The sequence below is a fragment of the Amycolatopsis sp. NBC_01307 genome, assembly GCF_035975215.1.
Classification (GTDB): Bacteria; Actinomycetota; Actinomycetes; order Mycobacteriales; family Pseudonocardiaceae; genus Amycolatopsis.
This window is the reverse complement of the sequence record NZ_CP108403.1, coordinates 650,519-670,188: the sequence shown is the minus strand read 5'-3', so window position 1 is coordinate 670,188 and position 19,670 is coordinate 650,519. Positions and strand designations below refer to the sequence as shown.

19 protein-coding genes are annotated in these 19,670 nt (G+C 69.8%); 3 read left to right on the top strand and 16 right to left on the bottom strand.

What is annotated here, in order from left to right:
• The first annotated feature begins 2 nt into the window (after positions 1-2).
• Entirely contained in the window at positions 3-1,244 is a 1,242-nt protein-coding gene (locus tag OG439_RS03215; RefSeq protein ID WP_326947820.1) for an SAVED domain-containing protein, read from the top strand.
• Between the two features lie 66 nt (positions 1,245-1,310).
• The gene (locus OG439_RS03210; protein ID WP_326947819.1) at positions 1,311-2,069 is read left to right on the top strand and encodes a hypothetical protein; all 759 of its coding nucleotides are present in this window, start codon (positions 1,311-1,313) and stop codon (positions 2,067-2,069) included.
• A gap of 211 nt (positions 2,070-2,280) precedes the next feature.
• Here the strand turns inward: OG439_RS03210 and OG439_RS03205 are convergent, their stop codons facing one another.
• Positions 2,281-2,622 (bottom strand): hypothetical protein, encoded by a 342-nt coding sequence (locus tag OG439_RS03205; protein WP_326947818.1) that lies wholly within the window; start codon positions 2,620-2,622, stop codon positions 2,281-2,283.
• Between the two features lie 28 nt (positions 2,623-2,650).
• Here OG439_RS03205 and OG439_RS03200 point away from each other — a divergent pair, with 28 nt between their 5' ends.
• Positions 2,651-2,929 carry a hypothetical protein gene (locus OG439_RS03200; RefSeq protein WP_442792279.1) on the top strand — a complete coding sequence of 93 codons (279 nt, stop codon included), beginning with the start codon at positions 2,651-2,653 and terminating at the stop codon, positions 2,927-2,929.
• Between the two features lie 173 nt (positions 2,930-3,102).
• On the opposite strand, the gene OG439_RS03195 is transcribed toward OG439_RS03200, so the two are convergent.
• The 15 genes from OG439_RS03195 to pyrR all read right to left on the bottom strand — a co-directional run bounded on the left by OG439_RS03195 (position 3,103) and on the right by pyrR (position 19,581).
• Complete coding sequence (locus OG439_RS03195; RefSeq protein WP_326947817.1) at positions 3,103-5,220, bottom strand: primosomal protein N'; 2,118 nt, start codon at positions 5,218-5,220, stop codon at positions 3,103-3,105.
• A gap of 115 nt (positions 5,221-5,335) precedes the next feature.
• Positions 5,336-6,538 carry a methionine adenosyltransferase gene (metK, locus tag OG439_RS03190; RefSeq protein WP_326947816.1) on the bottom strand — a complete coding sequence of 401 codons (1,203 nt, stop codon included), beginning with the start codon at positions 6,536-6,538 and terminating at the stop codon, positions 5,336-5,338.
• A gap of 93 nt (positions 6,539-6,631) precedes the next feature.
• Complete coding sequence (gene coaBC, locus OG439_RS03185; protein ID WP_326947815.1) at positions 6,632-7,852, bottom strand: bifunctional phosphopantothenoylcysteine decarboxylase/phosphopantothenate--cysteine ligase CoaBC; 1,221 nt, start codon at positions 7,850-7,852, stop codon at positions 6,632-6,634.
• Entirely contained in the window at positions 7,845-8,114 is a 270-nt protein-coding gene (gene rpoZ / locus OG439_RS03180; RefSeq protein ID WP_005152353.1) for a DNA-directed RNA polymerase subunit omega, read from the bottom strand. Before rpoZ ends, coaBC begins: the two co-directional genes overlap by 8 nt.
• Complete coding sequence (gene gmk, locus OG439_RS03175; RefSeq protein WP_442788233.1) at positions 8,111-8,779, bottom strand: guanylate kinase; 669 nt, start codon at positions 8,777-8,779, stop codon at positions 8,111-8,113. Before gmk ends, rpoZ begins: the two co-directional genes overlap by 4 nt.
• Positions 8,776-9,093: an integration host factor, actinobacterial type gene (gene mihF, locus OG439_RS03170; RefSeq protein ID WP_013224622.1), complete on the bottom strand. Its 318-nt coding sequence runs from the start codon at positions 9,091-9,093 to the stop codon at positions 8,776-8,778. The genes gmk and mihF overlap by 4 nt, the downstream gene beginning before the upstream one ends.
• A 107-nt stretch (positions 9,094-9,200) precedes the next feature.
• Positions 9,201-10,064: an orotidine-5'-phosphate decarboxylase gene (pyrF, locus tag OG439_RS03165; RefSeq protein WP_326947814.1), complete on the bottom strand. Its 864-nt coding sequence runs from the start codon at positions 10,062-10,064 to the stop codon at positions 9,201-9,203.
• On the bottom strand, positions 10,061-13,375 hold the full coding sequence (gene carB, locus OG439_RS03160) for a carbamoyl-phosphate synthase large subunit (RefSeq protein ID WP_326947813.1): 3,315 nt from the start codon (positions 13,373-13,375) through the stop codon (positions 10,061-10,063). Before carB ends, pyrF begins: the two co-directional genes overlap by 4 nt.
• The gene (locus tag OG439_RS03155) at positions 13,375-13,986 is read right to left on the bottom strand and encodes a DUF4276 family protein (RefSeq protein WP_326947812.1); all 612 of its coding nucleotides are present in this window, start codon (positions 13,984-13,986) and stop codon (positions 13,375-13,377) included. The genes carB and OG439_RS03155 overlap by 1 nt, the downstream gene beginning before the upstream one ends.
• Positions 13,983-15,143 (bottom strand): AAA family ATPase, encoded by a 1,161-nt coding sequence (locus OG439_RS03150; RefSeq protein WP_326947811.1) that lies wholly within the window; start codon positions 15,141-15,143, stop codon positions 13,983-13,985. Before OG439_RS03150 ends, OG439_RS03155 begins: the two co-directional genes overlap by 4 nt.
• Complete coding sequence (carA, locus tag OG439_RS03145) at positions 15,140-16,261, bottom strand: glutamine-hydrolyzing carbamoyl-phosphate synthase small subunit (RefSeq protein ID WP_326947810.1); 1,122 nt, start codon at positions 16,259-16,261, stop codon at positions 15,140-15,142. The genes OG439_RS03150 and carA overlap by 4 nt, the downstream gene beginning before the upstream one ends.
• The gene (locus OG439_RS03140) at positions 16,258-16,752 is read right to left on the bottom strand and encodes a PH-like domain-containing protein (protein ID WP_247049137.1); all 495 of its coding nucleotides are present in this window, start codon (positions 16,750-16,752) and stop codon (positions 16,258-16,260) included. The genes carA and OG439_RS03140 overlap by 4 nt, the downstream gene beginning before the upstream one ends.
• Positions 16,752-18,038, bottom strand: coding sequence for a dihydroorotase (locus OG439_RS03135; protein WP_326947809.1), 1,287 nt, complete (start codon positions 18,036-18,038; stop codon positions 16,752-16,754). The genes OG439_RS03140 and OG439_RS03135 overlap by 1 nt, the downstream gene beginning before the upstream one ends.
• Positions 18,035-18,982 carry an aspartate carbamoyltransferase catalytic subunit gene (locus tag OG439_RS03130; RefSeq protein WP_326947808.1) on the bottom strand — a complete coding sequence of 316 codons (948 nt, stop codon included), beginning with the start codon at positions 18,980-18,982 and terminating at the stop codon, positions 18,035-18,037. The genes OG439_RS03135 and OG439_RS03130 overlap by 4 nt, the downstream gene beginning before the upstream one ends.
• Complete coding sequence (pyrR, locus tag OG439_RS03125) at positions 18,979-19,581, bottom strand: bifunctional pyr operon transcriptional regulator/uracil phosphoribosyltransferase PyrR (RefSeq protein WP_256474682.1); 603 nt, start codon at positions 19,579-19,581, stop codon at positions 18,979-18,981. Before pyrR ends, OG439_RS03130 begins: the two co-directional genes overlap by 4 nt.
• Between the last annotated feature and the right edge of the window lie 89 nt (positions 19,582-19,670).

Here is a 19,670-nt window from a genome sequence, read left to right as displayed (position 1 = left end):
AGATGCCCCAAGTATACGATCTGGACCCGATCTTCCTCAGCTACCGGCACTCGGACGGAGATGAGTTGGCCGACCGCGCCGCATGGGTACTCCGCGCCTACGGCGTGCCCGTGTGGCATGACCAGACTCACCTGCCACCGGGCCGCTTTCAGCGGCGACTGCAAGAAGCCCTCGATTCTGGACTGTCCGGAGCCGTGCTTCTCGTCACCGAAGACATGGCTCACTCGAGTTTCGTCCGGGAGTTGGAACTTCCGAACCTCCTGCGATGGGAAGCGGACTCCGCCTTCACCTTCGCCATCGGGAACACCGTCACCGACTCACGGGGTCGGCTCGACTACGGTGCTCCTGATCGTCTGCTGCCTCAGGAACTCGCGACGCTAAGTGATTTCGATCAGTTCGCGGTGCTCGACCACGCCGGACTTGCTCGTCTGGCCAGTGAGATGGCAGTCCGTCGTGTCCGCCGCGCGGCCGTCGATGATCGGCTGCATCTGGACATCCAGACCCGGGTTCCCGCCTTGGGTACTCGGAAGGTACCGCTCGCGACCCGGACCCGTCCGCCTCTGCCCGGTACCAGCGTGCCGCCTGCCGAGGCTTGGGAAGACTTCGCGGCGTTCCTCGGAGACCTGCCCCGCATCGTGCAGTCGGCCGGCGTTCAGCATCTGCACGTCACCGGCGGCGCGCACCTGAGCATGGCCTTCGCGCTCGGAGCCGCGTTACCGACCACGACCGGGTTGACGGTCACCATCGCCGACCAGTACGGAAACGAGTGGACGGGAGCCGAAACCCGGACCGTGCCGCTCGCGCAGAACACAATTCCCCTCGACGGTCCGGCCGAAGGTCCCATCGCCGTGTACCTCGATCTCGTACCCGCGCCGCCCAACAAAGACTTCCGCCGCTACGTCAAAAGTCACCCCTACGCTCACGCAGTCGAGATCGCCTTGGCGCAACGAGAACTCATACCCGCCGACGTGGCCCCCGCACTCGTCACTGAACTGCGCCGACGCATCGGCGAGATCGCGGGAAACCGGCCGGTGCACCTGTTCATGCGAGTCCCGTTCCCTCTCGCCGTGATGCTGGGCCGCGCCTGCAACACACTACGAGTCACCCTCTACGAGTGGGAACGGGAAACCGAGACGCCGACCTACCTCGAGATGGCCACCGTGTCCGCGGGCCGTAGTGGTGGGCCCGTTGTGTCCTGGACGACCGACCGTTCCCCCGCATATGCCGAAGTACACAGTGCGTGAACAGCACCGGCGCCGCGGCCAGAAAACGGACTGACCCAGCGTCGCCTCACGGTGAATAATGGACGCATGACGAACGAAGCTGGGACCGGCGGTGCTGAGGGGTTGCCCGCGTTCCGACCTGCACGAGAGCAACGCCCGGTCTTAGCCGGTACCGCCGCCCATCGCTTCCCGGAGCTACGCGAGCCGCGCGAGTATCTCGACCGGCTACGCGTTCACCATCTCGACTTAGTGCGCCGCGTAATTGAGGTCGACGAAGGCAAGATCTACTTGCCTGACCTCCTGATTATGTCGATGATGCAGCGAAGCTACGGCCTGGTGGAAGCGGTCGTTGACTGCGTTGACGGGTATAACCTGGCAGCGGCGGCTCCGCTACTCCGGATGCAACTCGACACCCTCGTGCGCGCTTGCTACGTGGCGCATGTGCCGTTGGCAGATGACGTGGTCACAGCGATGCTGGAGGGGACCGAGTTCCGCAAGATGAAGGATTCGGACGGGAGGCCGCTGACCGACGCGCGACTGGTCGAGCTTGCGACTCCGCATCACCCGTGGCTTCCACCGGTCTACAAAGAAACCTCGGGTTGGGTGCACCTCTCTGTCAATCATCTCCGCGCCGCGTGGCAAATGACCGGCGACCAGATGAGCGCTGGCGTTCCGCTCCGGCCCGACGTAATCCCCGGCAGGCTCTGGTTGGAGTTGCTGGCGGCGATGACCAAGGCAACTGAGCAACTCTTTGGCTACGTCGAGATGTGGGAGAGCCGGAAGGGCCTACCCCCGGGGCAGGCGCGAGGATGGCCGGACGCTGAGCCCGAACCGAGCGCCGGATAGCAAACCTCGTTTGTCGTGTCGCCGTGTCGCCGACCGGCGACACGGCCGGGGCCGGTCCGAGTAGGAAGGCAGGCCGGGCAGTGTCGAATCGGAACCGGTGAATAGGGCCTCGGCGCGGTTCGTGCAAGCTCGGATTCACACTGCACAGCAAGTTCACGCTGGACGGCCGGGAGTAGCCGCAGGCGGACCTGGACCGTCCCTTCCGCCGCACTTAGGTCTTTTCGAGCATGCAGATTTCGGTGAAGACGTGGCCCTCGGGAATCACGCGGAAGGAGTCCTCGGTTCGGACGGTGAGGGTGAGCATGATCTCACCAGCACCGGTCCACTGGTAACCAATGTGGTCGCGCGTAGCCGGCGGCCACGATCTCAGCGGTGAGCGCCCGCCGAACTTCGGCCACGGATCCGGGGCGGTGGTCTGCATACACATCGAAGCCTGGTGGACGATGATCGCCCGCCGCCGCAAGCTCTCGTACGCCAGCTCGTCGTCGCGCAAGCCAATCCGCACGGCGAGTTCCCGCATCTCGCGCCGCCGCCGCAGGACATCGTAGATCACCTCTCCTGAGCACCTACTAAGCAACTACTTGTCGAACGAGTCGATGTTCCGCGCCAACCGGATCCGGCTCGGCTTCGGCCTGACGTCGGTGGCGGGCGGGCACCTGCACACGCCGGTGCTGGGCCAGCCGACCGACCCGGCGGCGCTGACGGACCCGGACTTCGAGTCCCGCCGCCAGGCGATCGCGGCCCAGGTGATCACGTTGGCTACCGCCGCCGCGGCTCCTGCCGCCCCGGCAACTCCGCCGCCTGCAACGGAATCCCCGCGCGTCGCACTCGAATCCCTCCCGGGAACGGTCCTCAACTAATCACCGTGTCGACCCTTCAATCACGCGAGATCGCTCCCCGATCACGCGAGTTCCGTCTCCGGACACACGAGATCGGAGTTTCCGCGTGTGTGACAGGGCTTTACGCGTGATCCAGCGGGCATCACTCGTGATTGAAGAGGCATCACTCGTGATTGAAGGGTCGACAAGAACTGCTAAATGAGTTCCATCGGGTCCAGCTGGATGCGGATCGGTTCGGTGGCCTTTCGTGCGTCGCGCCGGGCTGCGGCTGCGTGGATTGCCGTGGCCAAGGCTTTGCCTTCGCTGCGGGAGACCCGGACCAGTGCTCGCTCTCGCTCCGCGTTGCCCTCTTCGTCCACCTCGCCCAGCGGGACCGGGCCCAGGACCTCGCCGGAGGGGGGCAGCGGAAGGTCGTCCAGGACTCCCGCTACCGCGTCCGGGGTGCCCTCTACGCTCGCCATGCGCATTGCCGGGGGGAAGCCCAGTTCCCGGCGCTCGGCCAGTTCCTGCGACGCGTGCCATGCCGGGTCCCAGCGGACCAGGGCCTGGACCACCGCCATGCCCGCCTCGGCTCCGACGATGACCCGGCCGCCCTGGGTAGAAGGGCGGACCAGGGCCGCCGCGGCCATCCAGCGGCGGAGCGTTTCCTCGCCTGCTCGGAGGTCCTGGCGGCCCAGCAATGCCCAGCCGTCCAGCAGCAATGCCGCGCCGTAGCCGCCTTCGGCCACCGGTTCCGCTCCTGGTGTGCACACCACCAGTGCGGGTTTTCCCGGCACCGAAGCGAGCACCTCCGACGCGCCCGACGTGCGGACCGGGATGCCTGGGAACGCCCGGCCCAGTTCCTCCGCCGTGCGCTTCGCGCCGACGATCACCGCTCGGAGGCGGACCGAGCCGCACGCCGAGCAGCGGAACGCCGTTTCCGGGACGCCGCACCAGCGGCACGCGGGCGGCTTCGGCTGGCCGTCGATCGAACCTCCCGGCAACGCCAGCGGGCCGGCGCAGCGGCGGCAGTGGGCCGATGTGCGGCAGTTTCCGCAGGCCAGGCCCGGCACGTAGCCGCGCCGCGGGACCTGGATCAACGTCGGGGCGCCCGCCGCGAACGCCTGGCGGGCCGCCTCGAACGCGACGGCCGGGAGGCGGGCGACGCGGGCCGCTTCGTCGCGGGCGACGTCGAAGTCCTCGCCGACCGGGGTGACGCGGGGGGCCGCCGCGCGCAGGTCCGTGCGGTCCGCCAGGACCGGGGCCGCCCAGCCCGACTCGACGAGCAGCTGCGCCTCGGCCGTCCGGGCGAAACCGCCGACCAGCAGGGACGCCTTCGCCGTGTGCGCGCGGTCCATCAGCACGTCGCGGACGTGCGGGTACGGCGCGTGCTGGTCGAGGTGCAGGTCGTCGCCGTCGTCCCAGACCACGAACAGGCCGGGCTCGGCGACCGGCGCGAACATCGCCGCCCGCGTGCCGACCACCACCCGCACCGCGCCGCGCAGCACCGCGAGCCAGCGCCGGTACCGCTCGGCGGGCCCGAGCCCGGCGATCAGCGCGACCACGCCATCGGAGCCCACGAGCGCGGCGCACGCCTCGTGCACCCGCGTCAGGTCGCGGTGGTCCGGCACCACCAGCACGGCGCCGTGTCCGGCCGCGGCGGCGGTCGCCGCGGCCTCGGCCAGCCGGCGCGGCCAGTCTTCGCCCGGCAGGGCCTGCCAGACGGCGTTCGCGGGCTTCCCCTCGGCCAGCGCCTCCAGGAACGCCGGGCCACGCTGGTAACGCGCCCAGGCCGTGCTGTCGGGCGCCTCCGGGAACGCGGCTGTCGGAGCGGGCGGCTCACCTTCGACTTTCGCGTGCCGCGGCGGGATCGCGAGCCGCAGGACGTCCGAGAGCGTGCCGCCGTAGCGGTCGGCCACCGCGCGGCAGAGGGCGTGCAACGACGGCGTCAGCACCGGTTCGGCGGAGGTGACGCGGTCGAGGAAGGCCAGTTTGCTGCCATAGTCGGTCGTCTCGGCGCGTTCGACGAGGTAGCCGTCGACCAGCTGCCCGGCGAACCGGACGCGGACCCGGCAGCCCGGCACGGCGGTCTCGTGCAGCTTCTCCGGCACGCGGTAGTCGAAGGTGCGGTCGAGGTGCGCCAGCGGGATGTCGACGACGATCCGCGCCACGGACCGTTCGGGCGCGGGCTGCTGGGCGCCTTTCGCCTTCTCCCCCGGCTTCGGCGCCTTCGACGGCTTCTTCCGGGCACGCGACGGCACCGCGGCTTTCGCGGCGGCGGGCGGCGGCCCCTCGGGAAGCTCCCAGAGGGCGGCGGGCTCGGAACTGCTCACCCGGAGATCTCTACCAGACCCCACTGACAGACTCCGACAGCCCCGACGCCAGAACGCCGTGAAGGGCACCTTCAGGGCTTATATGTCCCTGAAGGTGCCCTTCACGGCAAACGGATCAGGCTCCCGCGGCCGACTTCAGGTCCGCGGCGCGGGCGGTGCTCTCCCACGGGAGGTTCAGCTCCGGACGGCCGAAGTGGCCGTACGCGGCGGTCGGAGCGTAGATCGGACGCAGCAGATCCAGATCACGGATGATCGCGGCCGGCCGCAGGTCGAACACCTCGGTGATCGCCTGCTGGATCTTCGACGGGTCCACCGTCTCCGTCCCGAACGTCTCCACGAACAACCCCACCGGAGCCGCCTTGCCGATCGCGTACGCGACCTGCACCTCAGTCCGCGTCGCCAACCCGGCCGCGACGACGTTCTTCGCCACCCACCGCATCGCGTACGCGGCGGAACGGTCGACCTTCGACGGGTCCTTGCCCGAGAACGCGCCGCCACCGTGGCGGGCCATGCCGCCGTAGGTGTCGACGATGATCTTGCGACCGGTCAGGCCGGCGTCACCCATCGGACCACCGATCACGAACCGGCCCGTGGGGTTGACCAGCAGCCGCGCGCTGGAGGTGTCGATGCCCAGGTCTTCGAGCTCCGGGCCGACGACGTGCTCCTTGACGTCGACGCTGAGCATCTTGTCCAGGTCGATGCCGTCGGCGTGCTGCGAGGACACGACCACGGTGTCGAGCCGCACCGGCTGGTCACCGGCGTACTCGATGGTCACCTGCGTCTTGCCGTCCGGACGCAGGTACGGCAGCACACCGTCCTTGCGGACCGCGGTCAGCCGCTTCGACAACCGGTGCGCCAGCGCGATCGGCAGCGGCATCAGCTCCGGGGTGTCGGAGCACGCGTAGCCGAACATCAGGCCCTGGTCACCCGCACCCTGGCGGTTGATCTCGTCCTCATCCGACTCCACGCGCGACTCGTAGGCGGTGTCGACGCCCTGGGCGATGTCGGCCGACTGCGACCCGATCGCCACGTTGACGCCACACGAATTGCCGTCGAACCCCTTCGCCGACGAGTCGTACCCGATCCGCAGGATCACATCCCGCACGATGGTCGGGATGTCGGCGTAAGCCTCGGTCGTCACCTCACCGGCGACGTGGACCTGCCCGGTGGTGATCAGAGTCTCGACCGCGACGCGGCTGCGCGGGTCCTTCGACAGCAGCCCGTCCAGGATCGAGTCGCTGATGGCGTCACAAATCTTGTCGGGGTGCCCTTCGGTCACCGACTCCGAGGTGAACAATCTGCTGCTAGACGCGGTCACGGTGGCCGTCACTTCCTCACCTTGTCGTCGGATGCCCCGAAACTTAGGCACCCCTTACCTGTGCAAGCGTACTGACTATCGCTCGGGGGACAGTCAATGCTTCATGAAGCCCACCACAGCGTCCCACAGGGTGGACGCGAGCTCCGACTTCTGAGCCAGAGGTATAGGGATTTCCGTGCCGTCGGCGGCCAGCAGCCAGCCCGAGTTGTCCTCGGTGCCGAACGCCTTGCCGTCGCCGACCGCGTTGACCATCAGCAGGTCGGCGCCCTTGCGCTTGAGCTTCACGCGGGCGTGGTCGAGCACGCTGCCGTGCTCGTCACCGGTCTCGGCGGCGAATCCGACGACGACCTGCCCGCTGCGCCGGTTCCGCACCAGCTCGGCGAGGATGTCGGCGTTGCGGTCCAGGGTGATGACCGGGTCCGGCTGGTCGTCGGACTTCTTGATCTTGACCTCGGCCCGGTTCGCCGGCCGGAAGTCGGCGACGGCGGCGGCCATCACGACGACGTCGGCCGAAGCGGCCGCCTCGTGCACCGCGACCCGCATCTCCTCGGCGGTCGACACGTGCTTCACGGTGCTCCCCGCCGGGTCCGGCAGCGCGACCGTGTGCGCCGCGACCAGGGTGACCTCGGCGCCGCGCTGCGCGGCGACGCGGGCCAGCGCGTAGCCCTGCTTGCCGGACGAGCGGTTGCCCAGGTAGCGGACCGGGTCCAGCGGCTCACGCGTCCCACCCGCTGAGACGACGACGTGGACGCCTTCGAGGTCGCGCGGCAGGGCGCCGGGCTTGGCCAGCAGCAGCCGGGCGAGATCGACGATTTCGGCGGGGTTCGCCAGCCGGCCCTTGCCGGTGTCGACGCCGGTCAGCCGGCCGGAGTCGGGCTCGGCGACGACCAGGCCGCGGGACCGCAGCAGCGCGACGTTGTCGCGGGTCGCCGGGTGCTCCCACATCTCGGTGTGCATCGCCGGGAAGAAGGCGATCGGGCACCGGGCGGTGAGCAGGGTGTTCGTCAGCAGGTCGTCCGCGATGCCGTGGGCGGCCTTCGCGAGCAGGTTCGCGGTGGCCGGGACGACGATGACGAGGTCGGCCTCCTTGCCGACGCGGACGTGCTGCACCTCGGGCACCTCGGTGAACACGCCGGTGTGCACCGGGTGGCCGGAGAGGGCTTCGAAGGTGGCCGCGCCGACGAAGTTCAGCGCGGCTTCGGTGGGTACCACGCGGACGTCGTGACCGGATTCGGTCAGTCCGCGCAGGACCTCACAGGCCTTGTAGGCGGCGATGCCGCCGCCCACGCCCAGGACGACGCGGGGGCTACTCACCCTCGGTGTGCTCGAGCAGGCCACCGTGGATCTCGCGCAGCGCGATCGAGAGCGGCTTCTCGCGCGGGCCCGGCTCGACGAGCGGGCCGACGTACTCGAGCAGGCCCTCGCCCAGCTGGGCGTAGTAGTCGTTGATCTGGCGGGCACGCTTGGCCGAGTAGATCACCAGCGCGTACTTCGAGCTGACCTTCTCGAGGAGGTCGTCGATCGGCGGGTTGGTGATGCCCTCGAGCTCTTCGTGCAGGGTCGCCTGAGTCGTCACTCGTGGTGCTCCGAATCCTCTGGTCTACCGGCGGCAAACTGCGCACCGGTAATCAAGCTTAGCAAGTGCTCAGCGGCCTCTCGCACGTCGGCGTTGACGAGGCGCTCGTCGAACTCGCCGGCGGCGGCCAGCTCACGCTCCGCTTCCGCCAGCCGGGTCTGCACCGCGGCCTCGCTCTCGGTGCCGCGCCCGGTGAGCCGGCCGACCAGTTCTTCCCACGACGGCGGCATCAGCATCACGAGCCGGGCCTCCGGCATCGCCACGCGGACCTGACGGGCCCCCTGGAGTTCGATCTCCAGGATCGCCGGCCGGCCGTCGGCGAGCGCCTTCTCGACGGGCTCGCGCGGGGTGCCGTAGCAGTTGCCCGCGAACTCGGCCCATTCCAGCAGCCGGCCCTCGGCGACCATCGCGTCGAATTCGACGCGATCGACGAAGTGGTAGTGCGCCCCGTCGATCTCGCCGGGACGCGGCTTGCGCGTCGTGACCGAGACGCTGAAGTAGATGTCGGGCTCCAGCTTCCGCAGTTCGCCCACCACACTCGACTTCCCGACTCCGGACGGCCCCGATACGACCGTGAGCCGGTGCCGGGAGAGGTCCCCCGTCACCGGCTCACTGCCGCGGTCGGCGCCCCGGCTCGCCGGGTTGTCCTGACCGACGCCGCTCACTCGCCGCTGAACTCGGCCAGCAGCGCCTTGCGCTGCCGGTCGCCGAGGCCGCGGAGACGACGGCTGGGGGCGATCTCCAGTCGTTCCATGGTCTGCTGAGCGCGGACCTTGCCGACGCCCGGAAGGGCCTCGAGCAGAGCCGAAACCTTCATCTTGCCGAGGACTTCGTTCTCCTCGGCCTGCTTCAGCACGTCGACCAGAGTGGTACCGCCCCGCTTCAGCCGCTCCTTCAGCTCAGCACGGATCTTGCGAGCAGCGGCGGCCTTCTCCAGCGCCGCAGCGCGCTGTTCCTCTGTCAGCTGGGGAAGTGCCACGTTTTCCTCCGGTAGTTCTCAAATCTGGGTGGGTGACGCGACGGTACCCACCCGTGAGCACCGGCCACAATGCGGGGGTGGCTGGTGGGACCCGCTTCCGAGGCCTGCTATTGGCCGTTTTCCTGCGGGTCGGCCAGCAGTTCGGCGACACGTTCGACCGCTTGGCGCAAAGCGGGTTGCTCCGGTCCGTGACGCAGCAGGTCACGGGACGATGCAGGTAGCAGCACTCCAGGCAGTCCAGCCCCGGCTGTATCACCAAAGACGGCCCGTAAATCGGCCACAGTGGCTCCCTGGGCCCCGAAACCGGGCGCCAGCACGGGTCCGTGGAGCCGCGAGAGATCGAGTTCGCCCGGCGAAACCGTCGCGCCGACGACGACACCCACATCGCCGAACGGCTCCGCTCCGTCGTTGAACGCCGCCGCGGAATCGACGATTCCCTGTGCCACGGTGCGTCCGTCGGGCAGCCGCGCGTTCTGCACGGCCGCCGCTTCCGGGTTCGAAGTTCGCGCAAGCACGAAGACGCCGCGCCCCGCGGACACCGCCGTCTCCGCGCATTGGGCCAAAGAGCCGAACCCGAGGTACGGCGAAACGGTGATCGCGTCCGCCGCGATGGCCGCGCCGTCGGCCACGTACGCCGCCGTGTAGGCCGCCATCGTGGAGCCGATGTCGCCGCGCTTGACGTCCAGCAGCACCAGCGCGCCGGCTTCGCGCGCCGTTTCCACCACCCGTTCCAGCACCCGGACGCCCGCGGCGCCGAAACTTTCGAAGAACGCCGACTGCGGCTTCACGATCGCCGTGTGCGCCGCCAGGACCTCGGTGGCGGACAGCGCGAACCGTTCCAGGCCCGAGACGTCCACCGGGAGCCCCCAGGCCTCGATGAGGCCCGGGTGCGGGTCGATCCCGGCGCACAGTGGACCGCGGGCCGCGACGGCCTTCGCCAGCCGCGCCCCGAACCGCTCCTGGGCGCTCACGACTTCGCCTTCAGCGCCGCCTGCAGCTCCTGCAGGGACTTGACGCCGATGTCGCCCCGGATGAGCGCCTCGATGCCGTGCACGGCCGCCGCGGCGCCCTGCACGGTGGTCACGCACGGGATGTCGCGCGACACCGCGGCGGTGCGGATCTCGTAGCCGTCGATCCGCGGGCCGCTGTTGCCGTACGGCGTGTTGATGACCATCTCGACACCGCCCGCGAGGATGAGGTCGACGATGTTCGGCTCGGCTTCGCTGGAGCCCTCGTAGTGCTTGCGCACCACCGTGCAGGCGACTCCGTTGCGCCGCAGCACTTCCGCGGTGCCGGACGTCGCGAGGATCTCGAACCCGAGGTCCGCCAGGCGCTTCACCGGGAACACCAGCGAGCGCTTGTCGCGGTTGGCGACCGACACGAACACGCGCCCGGACGTCGGCAGCGAACCGTAGGCCGCGCTCTGCGACTTGGCGAACGCCTTGCCGAAGGAGACGTCGACGCCCATCACCTCGCCGGTCGACTTCATCTCCGGGCCCAGCAGCGAGTCGACGCCGTGGCCTTCGGGGGTGCGGAAGCGGTGGAAGGGCAGCACGGCCTCCTTCACCGCGACCGGCGAGTCGGCCGGCATCCGGCCGCCGTCACCCTCGGCCGGGAGCACGCCGCTGCCGCGCAGGTCCTTGATCGTCGAGCCGGTCATGATCAGCGCCGCGGCCTTGGCCAGCGGCACCGCGGTGGCCTTGGACACGAACGGCACCGTCCGCGACGCGCGCGGATTGGCCTCCAGGACGTAGAGGACGTCGTCCTTCAGCGCGTACTGGACGTTCAGCAGCCCGCGGACGCCGACCCCGCGGGCGATCGCCTCGGTGGAGCGGCGGACGGCCTGCAGGTCGGTGTGCCCGAGCGTGATCGGCGGCAGCGCGCACGACGAGTCGCCGGAGTGGATCCCGGCCTCTTCGATGTGCTCCATGACGCCGCCGAGGTAGAGCTCCTCGCCGTCGTAGAGCGCGTCGACGTCGATCTCGATGGCGTCGTCGAGGAACCGGTCGACGAGCACCGGGTGCTCGGGGTTGATCTCGGTGGCGCGGCCGATGTAGCCGGCGAGGGTCTGCTCGTCGTAGACGATCTCCATGCCGCGCCCGCCGAGCACGTAGGACGGCCGGACGAGCACCGGGTAGCCGATCTCGTCGGCGATCCGCTTCGCGCCCTCGAACGACGTCGCGGTGCCGTAGCGCGGCGCGGGCAGCCCGGCCTCGCTGAGCACCTCGCCGAACGCGCCGCGGTCCTCGGCCAGGTGGATCGCCTCCGGCGGCGTGCCGACCACCGGCACCCCGGCGTCGGCGAGGCGCTTGGCCAGGCCGAGCGGGGTCTGGCCGCCGAGCTGGACGATCACGCCGGCGACCGTGCCGGACACCTGCTCGGCGTGCACCACCTCGAGGACGTCCTCGAAGGACAGCGGCTCGAAGTACAGCCGGTCCGAGGTGTCGTAGTCGGTGGACACGGTTTCCGGGTTGCAGTTGACCATGACGGCCTCGAACCCGGCTTCCCGCAACGCGATCGCCGCGTGGACGCAGGAGTAGTCGAACTCGATGCCCTGGCCGATCCGGTTCGGGCCGGAGCCGAGGATGAGCACCTTCGGCTTCTCGGTCTGCGGCGCGACCTCGGTCTGCGCCTCGGGGTCGGACTCGTAGGCCGAGTAGTGGTAAGGCGTGTTCGCGGCGAACTCGGCCGCGCAGGTGTCGACGGTCTTGAACACCGGCCGCACGCCGAGGCGGTGGCGCAGCGCGCGGACGCCGTCCTCGCCGGCCAGTTCCGGGCGCAGCGCGGCGATCTGGCGGTCGGCCAGGCCGGTGCGCTTGGCGCGGCGCAGCAGGTCGCCGTCCAGCACGGGCGCGTCGCGGACCTCGGCGCCCACCTCGCCGATGAGCGCGATCTGGTCGATGAACCACGGGTCGATGCCGGAGGCCTCGTGCACCTGCTGCACGGTGCCGCCCAGGCGCAGCGCGCGTTCCACTTCGTACAGCCGGCCCTCGTGCGGCACGCGCAGAGCGTCCAAAGTGGACTCCAGCGTGGCGCCTTCCGGGTCGGGCAGCGTCCAGAACCCGGTGGCCTTGGTCTCGATCGACCGCATCGCCTTGCCGAGCGCCTCGGGGAAGCTGCGGCCGAACGACATCGCCTCGCCGACGCTCTTCATCGTCGTGGTCAGCGTCGGGTCCGCGCCCGGGAACTTCTCGAAGGCGAACCGCGGGATCTTGACGACGACGTAGTCCAGCGTCGGCTCGAACGCCGCCGGGGTCGCCTTGGTGATGTCGTTGGTGATCTCGTCGAGCGTGTAGCCGATGGCGAGCTTCGCGGCGATCTTGGCGATCGGGAAGCCGGTCGCCTTCGACGCCAGCGCGGAGCTGCGCGACACCCGCGGGTTCATCTCGATGACGACCATCCGGCCGTCTTCCGGGTTGATCGCGAACTGGATGTTGCAACCGCCGGTGTCGACGCCGACCGCGCGCAGCACGTCGATGCCGACGTCGCGCATCACCTGGTACTCGCGGTCGGTGAGGGTCATGGTCGGCGCGACGGTGACCGAGTCGCCGGTGTGCACGCCCATCGCGTCGACGTTCTCGATCGAGCAGACGACCACGACGTTGTCGCTGCGGTCGCGCATCAGCTCGAGCTCGTACTCCTTCCAGCCGAGCACGCTCTCCTCGATGAGCACCTCGGTGACCGGCGACTCGTCGAGGCCGGTGGACGCGAGCCGCTCCAGGTCCGCGGGCGTGTGCGCCATGCCGGACCCGAGCCCGCCCATGGTGAACGACGGCCGGATGACGACCGGCAGGCCGAGCTCCTTCACCGTGTCCCGGACCTCGTCCATCGTGGTGCAGACGCGGGAACGCGGGGTCTCGGCACCGACCTCGGCGACGATGTTCTTGAACTTCTGCCGGTCCTCACCGCGCTGGATGGCGTCGATGTCGGCCCCGATCAGCTCGACGCCGTACTTGGCGAGCACCCCGCGCTCGTGCAGCGCGACGGCGCAGTTGAGCGCCGTCTGCCCGCCGAGGGTGGCCAGGATCGCGTCCGGCCGCTCCACCGCGATGACCTTCTCGACGAAGTCCGGCGTCACCGGCTCGATGTAGGTCGCGTCGGCGAACTCGGGGTCGGTCATGATGGTGGCCGGGTTCGAGTTCACCAGGGACACGCGCAGGCCTTCGCTGCGCAGCACCCGGCAGGCCTGGGTACCGGAGTAGTCGAACTCCGCGGCCTGCCCGATCACGATCGGCCCGGAGCCGATCACCAGCACGTGCTGGATGTCCGTCCTCTTCGGCATCAGTTTCCTTCTTTCACCAGGCGCCGCAGACCGTCGCGGAAGACCTGAAAGCTCTTGGATCGGTTGTTCTCGATGTCCATGTGGGGCGTGATCTCGCTCGCCGCCCGGACCTTCTGGAGGCCCTTCCGGTGGTAGCCGTGCTTCTGCAGCACGTGCTCCAAGCCCTCCCACGCACCGCCGGAGACGTTCTCCGGGTCGCGGAACTTCGTCTGGCTTCCCAGGCTCGGAGGCACCTTGGGGTAGGCCGCGTGCAGCGCGGGCACGTCGCCGAGAAACCACGCTTCGAGTTCCTCGATCACGATGCGGAACAGCGTCGCGTCAGCGGGCAGTCCCGCTTCGTGTGCGATCTCGACAAGACGGTTCTTGAGTTTGGCGCAGTCGTCGTCATCCCGGTCGAGCAGGACCACGATCCGCAGGCCCGTCTCGGCCCAGTAGTACGTGTAGTCCCGGAGCCGGACGGGCAGCTTGCGCAGCAGATCGCTCTTCCCGTTGAAGGGAATGATCTCGAAGGCGACATCGGGAACGATCTTCGGGAGAAGAGTTTTCAACGCCTCTTCCGCGGACGGTTCCTCGACGAGCACTTCGAGGCGGCAGGGGGCGAGAACGGTCACGGGCGCTCCCCGAGCGGGTCACCGAACCGGAAGTATCCCTCGGTCCACAGGTCGCCGAGCGCTCCGCCCGATTCGACCATGCGGACGACGGCCGCTTCGTCGGAGGCTCGTTTGACCTCGGCGTAGCCGTCGTGTCCCCGGGCGAACGTCCAGACCTCGTTCGGTCGCAACGCATCGACGAAGCGAGGCGCGTGAGTCGCAACGATGACCTGGTCGGCGCGCGCACCGCGCGCGTCTTCAGCGAGCGAGTAGTGGAGGCGCGGGTGGACCTGGTTCTCCGGTTCTTCGAGTAGGAGGACCGACGTGTCCGTGCGCAATGCCACCAGATAGCCGAGCAGCAGCAGCGTGCCGTCGGAGATGTTCTCCGGGGCGATGAGATCTTCCTTGCCGTGCTCGCGCAGCCGAACGATCCAGGCGCCGTTGCCCTGCTGGAACGGTTCGATGTCTTCGAATCCCGGGACGTACTTGCGCAGAGAAGCCCTGATGACTCCCCACTCGGGTGGAAACTCATCGCGAAGGCGCCGGACGATGGCGCCCACGTTCCGGCCATCCGGTTTGAGCCGGGACGTCCTGTCGTCCTTCGCACCGTTGCGCATCGCATCGAGATTCAGGTCTGAGAGCCCGATCTCAGCTATGAACCGGTGGAACTTGCCGACTTCGGCCGCGGTGGCGAGCTGACTGACCACGCTAACGCCGAGCAGGTCCGGGCCGGCCAGCGAGACCTGCTCCCCGACAGCGCCCAGACCGGCAACCGTCCCCATCCCACCCCGAAACTCCAGAGCTCCGGAAGGCGCATCAGCGCCCTCCGGCTGCCAAGTCAGCTTCTCCTCGGCAATCACCGGCCCGTCATCGTCGTGGTCGATGACCAGCCGGTACTCCCCCACCGCGCCTTCGATACGGCACGTCACCTCGATTTCGACAGGCCTCTCGGCGCCGTGGGTGATGATGTCGGCGGCACCGCCACGCCGGTCCCACGCCGCGAGCAACCCGATCCGGAATGACTCGGAGAGAAAGTCCAGCGCGTCGAAGACCGTGGACTTTCCGCTGCCGTTCGGGCCCAGCAGCGCCGTCACCGCCGTCAGGCCGTCCAGCTCGACGTCCCGGAGCACCCGGTAGTTCCGGATCCGGAGCCGCTCGATGCCGGTCGTGAGGGTCACGACCGCTTCTCCATGAGCGTCACGAAATCGTCGAACAGGGGCGCTGCGTCGTGCGGGCCGGCCGCCGCTTCGGGGTGGTACTGCACCGAAAACGCCGGGACGTCGAACGCCCTCAGGCCTTCGACCGCGCCGTCGTTCGCGCAGTAGTGGCTTACCTGGGCCGCGCCGAAGGGCGACTCGAAGCGCTGCCCGGGCTCGCCTTCGAGGGCGAAGCCGTGGTTCTGCGCGGTGATCGCGACGCGCTTGGTCACGACGTCGATCACCGGGATGTTGATGCCGCGGTGGCCGTAGCGCATCTTGTACGTTCCCAGCCCGAGCGCGCGGCCCAGGACCTGGTTGCCGAAGCAGATGCCGAACAGCGGGATCTCGCGGCCGAGGACCTGCTTGGTCAGCTCGGTGGCGTGCACCGTGGTGGCCGGGTCGCCCGGGCCGTTGGAGAGGAACACGCCGTCCGGCTCCACCGCCAGGACGTCCTCCAGCGACGCGGACGAGGGCAGCACGTGCACCTCGATGCCCCGCTTGACCATCTGGCGCGGGGTGTTGGACTTGATGCCCAGGTCCAGCGCCACGACGCGGAAGCGCGTCTCACCGGAAGGCGAGACGACGTACGGCTTCGGCGTCGAGACCTGGCCGGCCAGGTCGGCGCCCTCCATCTTCGGGCTCGCGAGGACCTCGGCGACCATCTCCTCGACGGTGCCCAGCGCGTCACCGGAGAAGACCCCGGCGCGCATCGCGCCGAGCTCGCGCAGGTGCCGCGTCAGCGAGCGGGTGTCGACCTCGGCGATGCCGACGATCCCCTGGTTCACCAGCTCGTCGTCCAGGGTGCGCTTCGAGCGCCAGTTGGACGGCGTGCGCGCGGGGTCGCGCACCACGTAGCCGTTGACCCAGATCTTCGCCGACTCGTCGTCCTCGTCGTTCCAGCCGGTGTTGCCGATCTGCGGTGCGGTCTGCACCACGATCTGCCCGTGGTAGGACGGGTCGGTCAGCGTCTCCTGGTAGCCGGTCATCCCGGTGCAGAACACCGCCTCGCCGAGGCTCCGCCCCCGCGCGCCGTACGCCGCGCCGCGGAACACCCGGCCGTCTTCGAGCACCAGTGCGGCCTGAGCGCGCGCGTTCACTGGGCACCTCCCTTGATCTTCAGCTCTTCGATCCAGTGTGGATAGTCGTCGAGTTCGTCACCGCGGAACCCGGTGTCGAGCTCGGTTTCGCCGGCGCGCCAGGTGATGACCAGCAGGGCGTCGGTGCCCATCACCTTCCCGGCGATCTTCGAGTCCTGCCGGACCCCGGTGACGGCGTCACGCGGGATCCAGAAGTCGGGGGCGCCGCCGCGTTCGACCGCGACGCCGCTTTCGTGCAGCCGCCAGACCGCGCCGGAGCGCAGGCCGGCGCCGCGGGTGACGACCCGGTTCTGCCACTCCCCCGCGATCGTCGTCGCGATGTAGACCCCGGTCGATTCGAGCAGGACCTCGCCGGGCTCGGCGGGGATCTGCTCGAACGGCGGCACCCGCACGCTCTGCGAGCGCGCCTTGCGGCGCCAGCCGAGGTACATGCCCCACAGGCACAGCAGGAAGAAGGCGACGATCGCCAGCACCAGCCACAGGCGTTCCATCAGCAGATCTTCCCGTCCCGGGCGGTGACCCGCCCGCGCAGCAGCGTCGCGGTCACCACGCCGGGCAGCCGCATTCCCTCGTACGGGGTGTTGGCCGCGATGCTGGCCAGCTCGGCACCCCGGACCGTCCACTCGGCGTCCGGGTCGACCAGGGCCAGGTTCGCCGGCTCGCCCACCGCGATCGGCCGGCCGTGGTCGGCCAGGTTCCCGATCTCGGCGGGCCGCTCGCTCAGGACGCGGGCGACGCCGCGCCAGTCGAGCAGCCCGGTGCGGACCATCGTCTCGGCCACGATGGACAGTGCCGTCTGCAGCCCGAGCATGCCCGGCCGCGCGGCCGCCCACTCCGTGTCCTTGTCCTGCACCGCGTGCGGGGCGTGGTCGGTGGCGACGCAGTCGATGACGCCCTCCGCCAGCGCCGCCCGCAGCTTCTCGGCGTCGGACTGGGTCCGCAGCGGCGGGTTCACCTTGTTCACCGGGTCGTAGGTGGCCAGGCGCTCGTCGGTGAGCAGCAGGTGGTGGGGCGTGACCTCGGCCGACACCTTCGTGCCGCGGTCCTTGGCCCAGCGCAGCACGTCCGCGGTGCCCGAAGTGGACACGTGGCAGACGTGCAGCCGCGCGTTGGCGTGCAGCGCGAGCAGGCAGTCGCGCGCCACGATGGACTCCTCCGCCGCGGCGGGCCAGCCGGTGTAACCGAGCCGTGCGGCCTGCTCGCCCTCGTGCGCCTGGGCGCCGACGGTCAGCCGCGGCTCCTCGGCGTGCTGTGCGATGACGACGTCCAGCGCGGTCGAGTACTCCAGCGCGCGGCGCATCAGCAGCGGGTCGGCGACGCAGAGGCCGTCGTCGGAGAACACCTTCACCCGCGCCTGCGACGCGGCCATCGAGCCGAGCTCGGCGAGCCGCTCGCCCTTGAGCCCGACGGTGACGGCGCCGACCGGGTGGACGTCGACCAGGCCGACCTCCTGCCCGCGCCGCCACACGTGCTCGACGATGACGGCGTTGTCGGCGACCGGGTCGGTGTTGGCCATGGCGAACACCGCGGTGTAGCCACCGAGCGCCGCGGCGGCCGAGCCGGAGTCGATCGTCTCGGTGTCCTCGCGGCCGGGTTCGCGCAGGTGGGTGTGCAGATCGACGAAGCCGGGCAGCAGAACCTGGCCGCCTGCTTCGATGATTTCGGCGTCCTCGGGGACGTCCACCGCGCCGATTGCGGTGATCACGCCGTCCTCCACCAGGACGTCGACGGGATCACCCTCGCCGTAGGGCCGGGCGCCCTTGATCACGGTGCTCACGCGGCGGCTCCTTCACTGGCCAAGAGGTGGTAGAGGACCGCCATCCGGACGTGCACGCCGTTGCGGACCTGTTCGGTGATGGCCGAAGCCGGGGAGTCGGCGACCGCGCTCGCGATCTCCATCCCGCGCAGCATCGGGCCGGGGTGCAGCACGACCGCGTGGTCCGGCAGCAGCTTCTGCCGCCGTTCCGAAAGGCCGTACGCGATCGAGTATTCGCGTGCGGAAGGGAAAAAGCTCTGCCCTGGGCCCCCGCCAGCCATCCGTTCCTGTTGGACCCGCAGCATCATCACCGCGTCGACCGCGGGCAGCTCGGCGTCGAGGTCGTGCGAGACGGTCACCGGCAGGCTTTCGACGCCGTAGGGCAGCAACGTCGGCGGCGCGACGAGCACCACTTCCGCGCCCAGGGCCGAAAGCAGGTGCAGGTTCGAGCGGGCGACGCGGCTGTGCAGCACATCGCCGACGATCGCGATGCGACGGTCCTTCAAGGACCCGAGCCGCTCCCGCAGCGTCGCCGCGTCGAGCAGCGCCTGGGTCGGGTGCTCGTGGGTGCCGTCGCCGGCGTTGACCACCGACGTGCCGGGCTCGGCCAGCCACTCCGACAGCCGCTGGGCCGCGCCGCTGGCGGGGTGCCGGACGATCACGCAGTCGGCGCCCGCGGCGGCCAGCGTCAGCGCCGTGTCCCGCAGGGACTCCCCCTTGTTGACCGAGGAGCTGGACGCCGAGACGTTGATCACGTCGGCGCTCATCCACTTCCCGGCGATCTCGAACGACACCCGGGTGCGCGTCGAGTTCTCGTAGAACAGGGTGATCACGGTGCGGCCGCGCAACGTCGGCAGCTTCTTGACCTCGCGGCCGAGCAGCGTGTGCTTCAGCTCGTCGGCCGTGTCCAGCACGGCCGTGGCCAGCGCCGGGTCGAGCCCGTCCGTGGCGAGCAGGTGCTTCACGAATCTTCTCCAGGGACTTCTTCGCTTGCGCGGAGCAGCACCGAGTCGCGGCCGTCGATCTCCGCCAGCAGGACGGACACGCCCTCGGTGCGGGCGGTGGGCACGTTCTTGCCGACGTAGTCCGCGCGGATCGGCAGCTCACGGTGACCTCGGTCGACGAGCACCGCCAGCTGCACCGCGCGGGGGCGGCCATGATCACGGAGGGCATCGAGCGCGGCCCGGATCGTGCGGCCGGAGAACAGGACGTCGTCGACCAGGATCACCACCCGGTCGTCGATCCCGCCGGGCGGCAGCTGCGTCTGCTCGAGCGCGCGGGGCGGGCGGCGGCGCAGGTCGTCCCGGTAGAGGGTGACGTCGAGGGCGCCGGTCGGCGGGCGGACTCCGGAGAACTCGCCGATCTTGCCGGCGAGGCGGGTCGCGAGGGGGGTGCCGCGGGTGGGAATTCCCAGCAACACGGGCGGGGTAGTGCTTTCCGCACCGTTCGCGGTCTTTTCGATGACCTGATGGGCCATTCGGGCGATCGTGCGCGCGACGTCGCCGGCCGTCAGGAGCTCGCGCTCCCCGGCCGAACCAGCCGCGTCACGGGGTCGTGACGACACTGCGGACTCCTTCCCCGCCTCACCGGACGGGTCCTTAAAGGACGTCTGTTCCCCTGCTGGTCGGGGCTTTCGCACCGACAGTAGCAGGC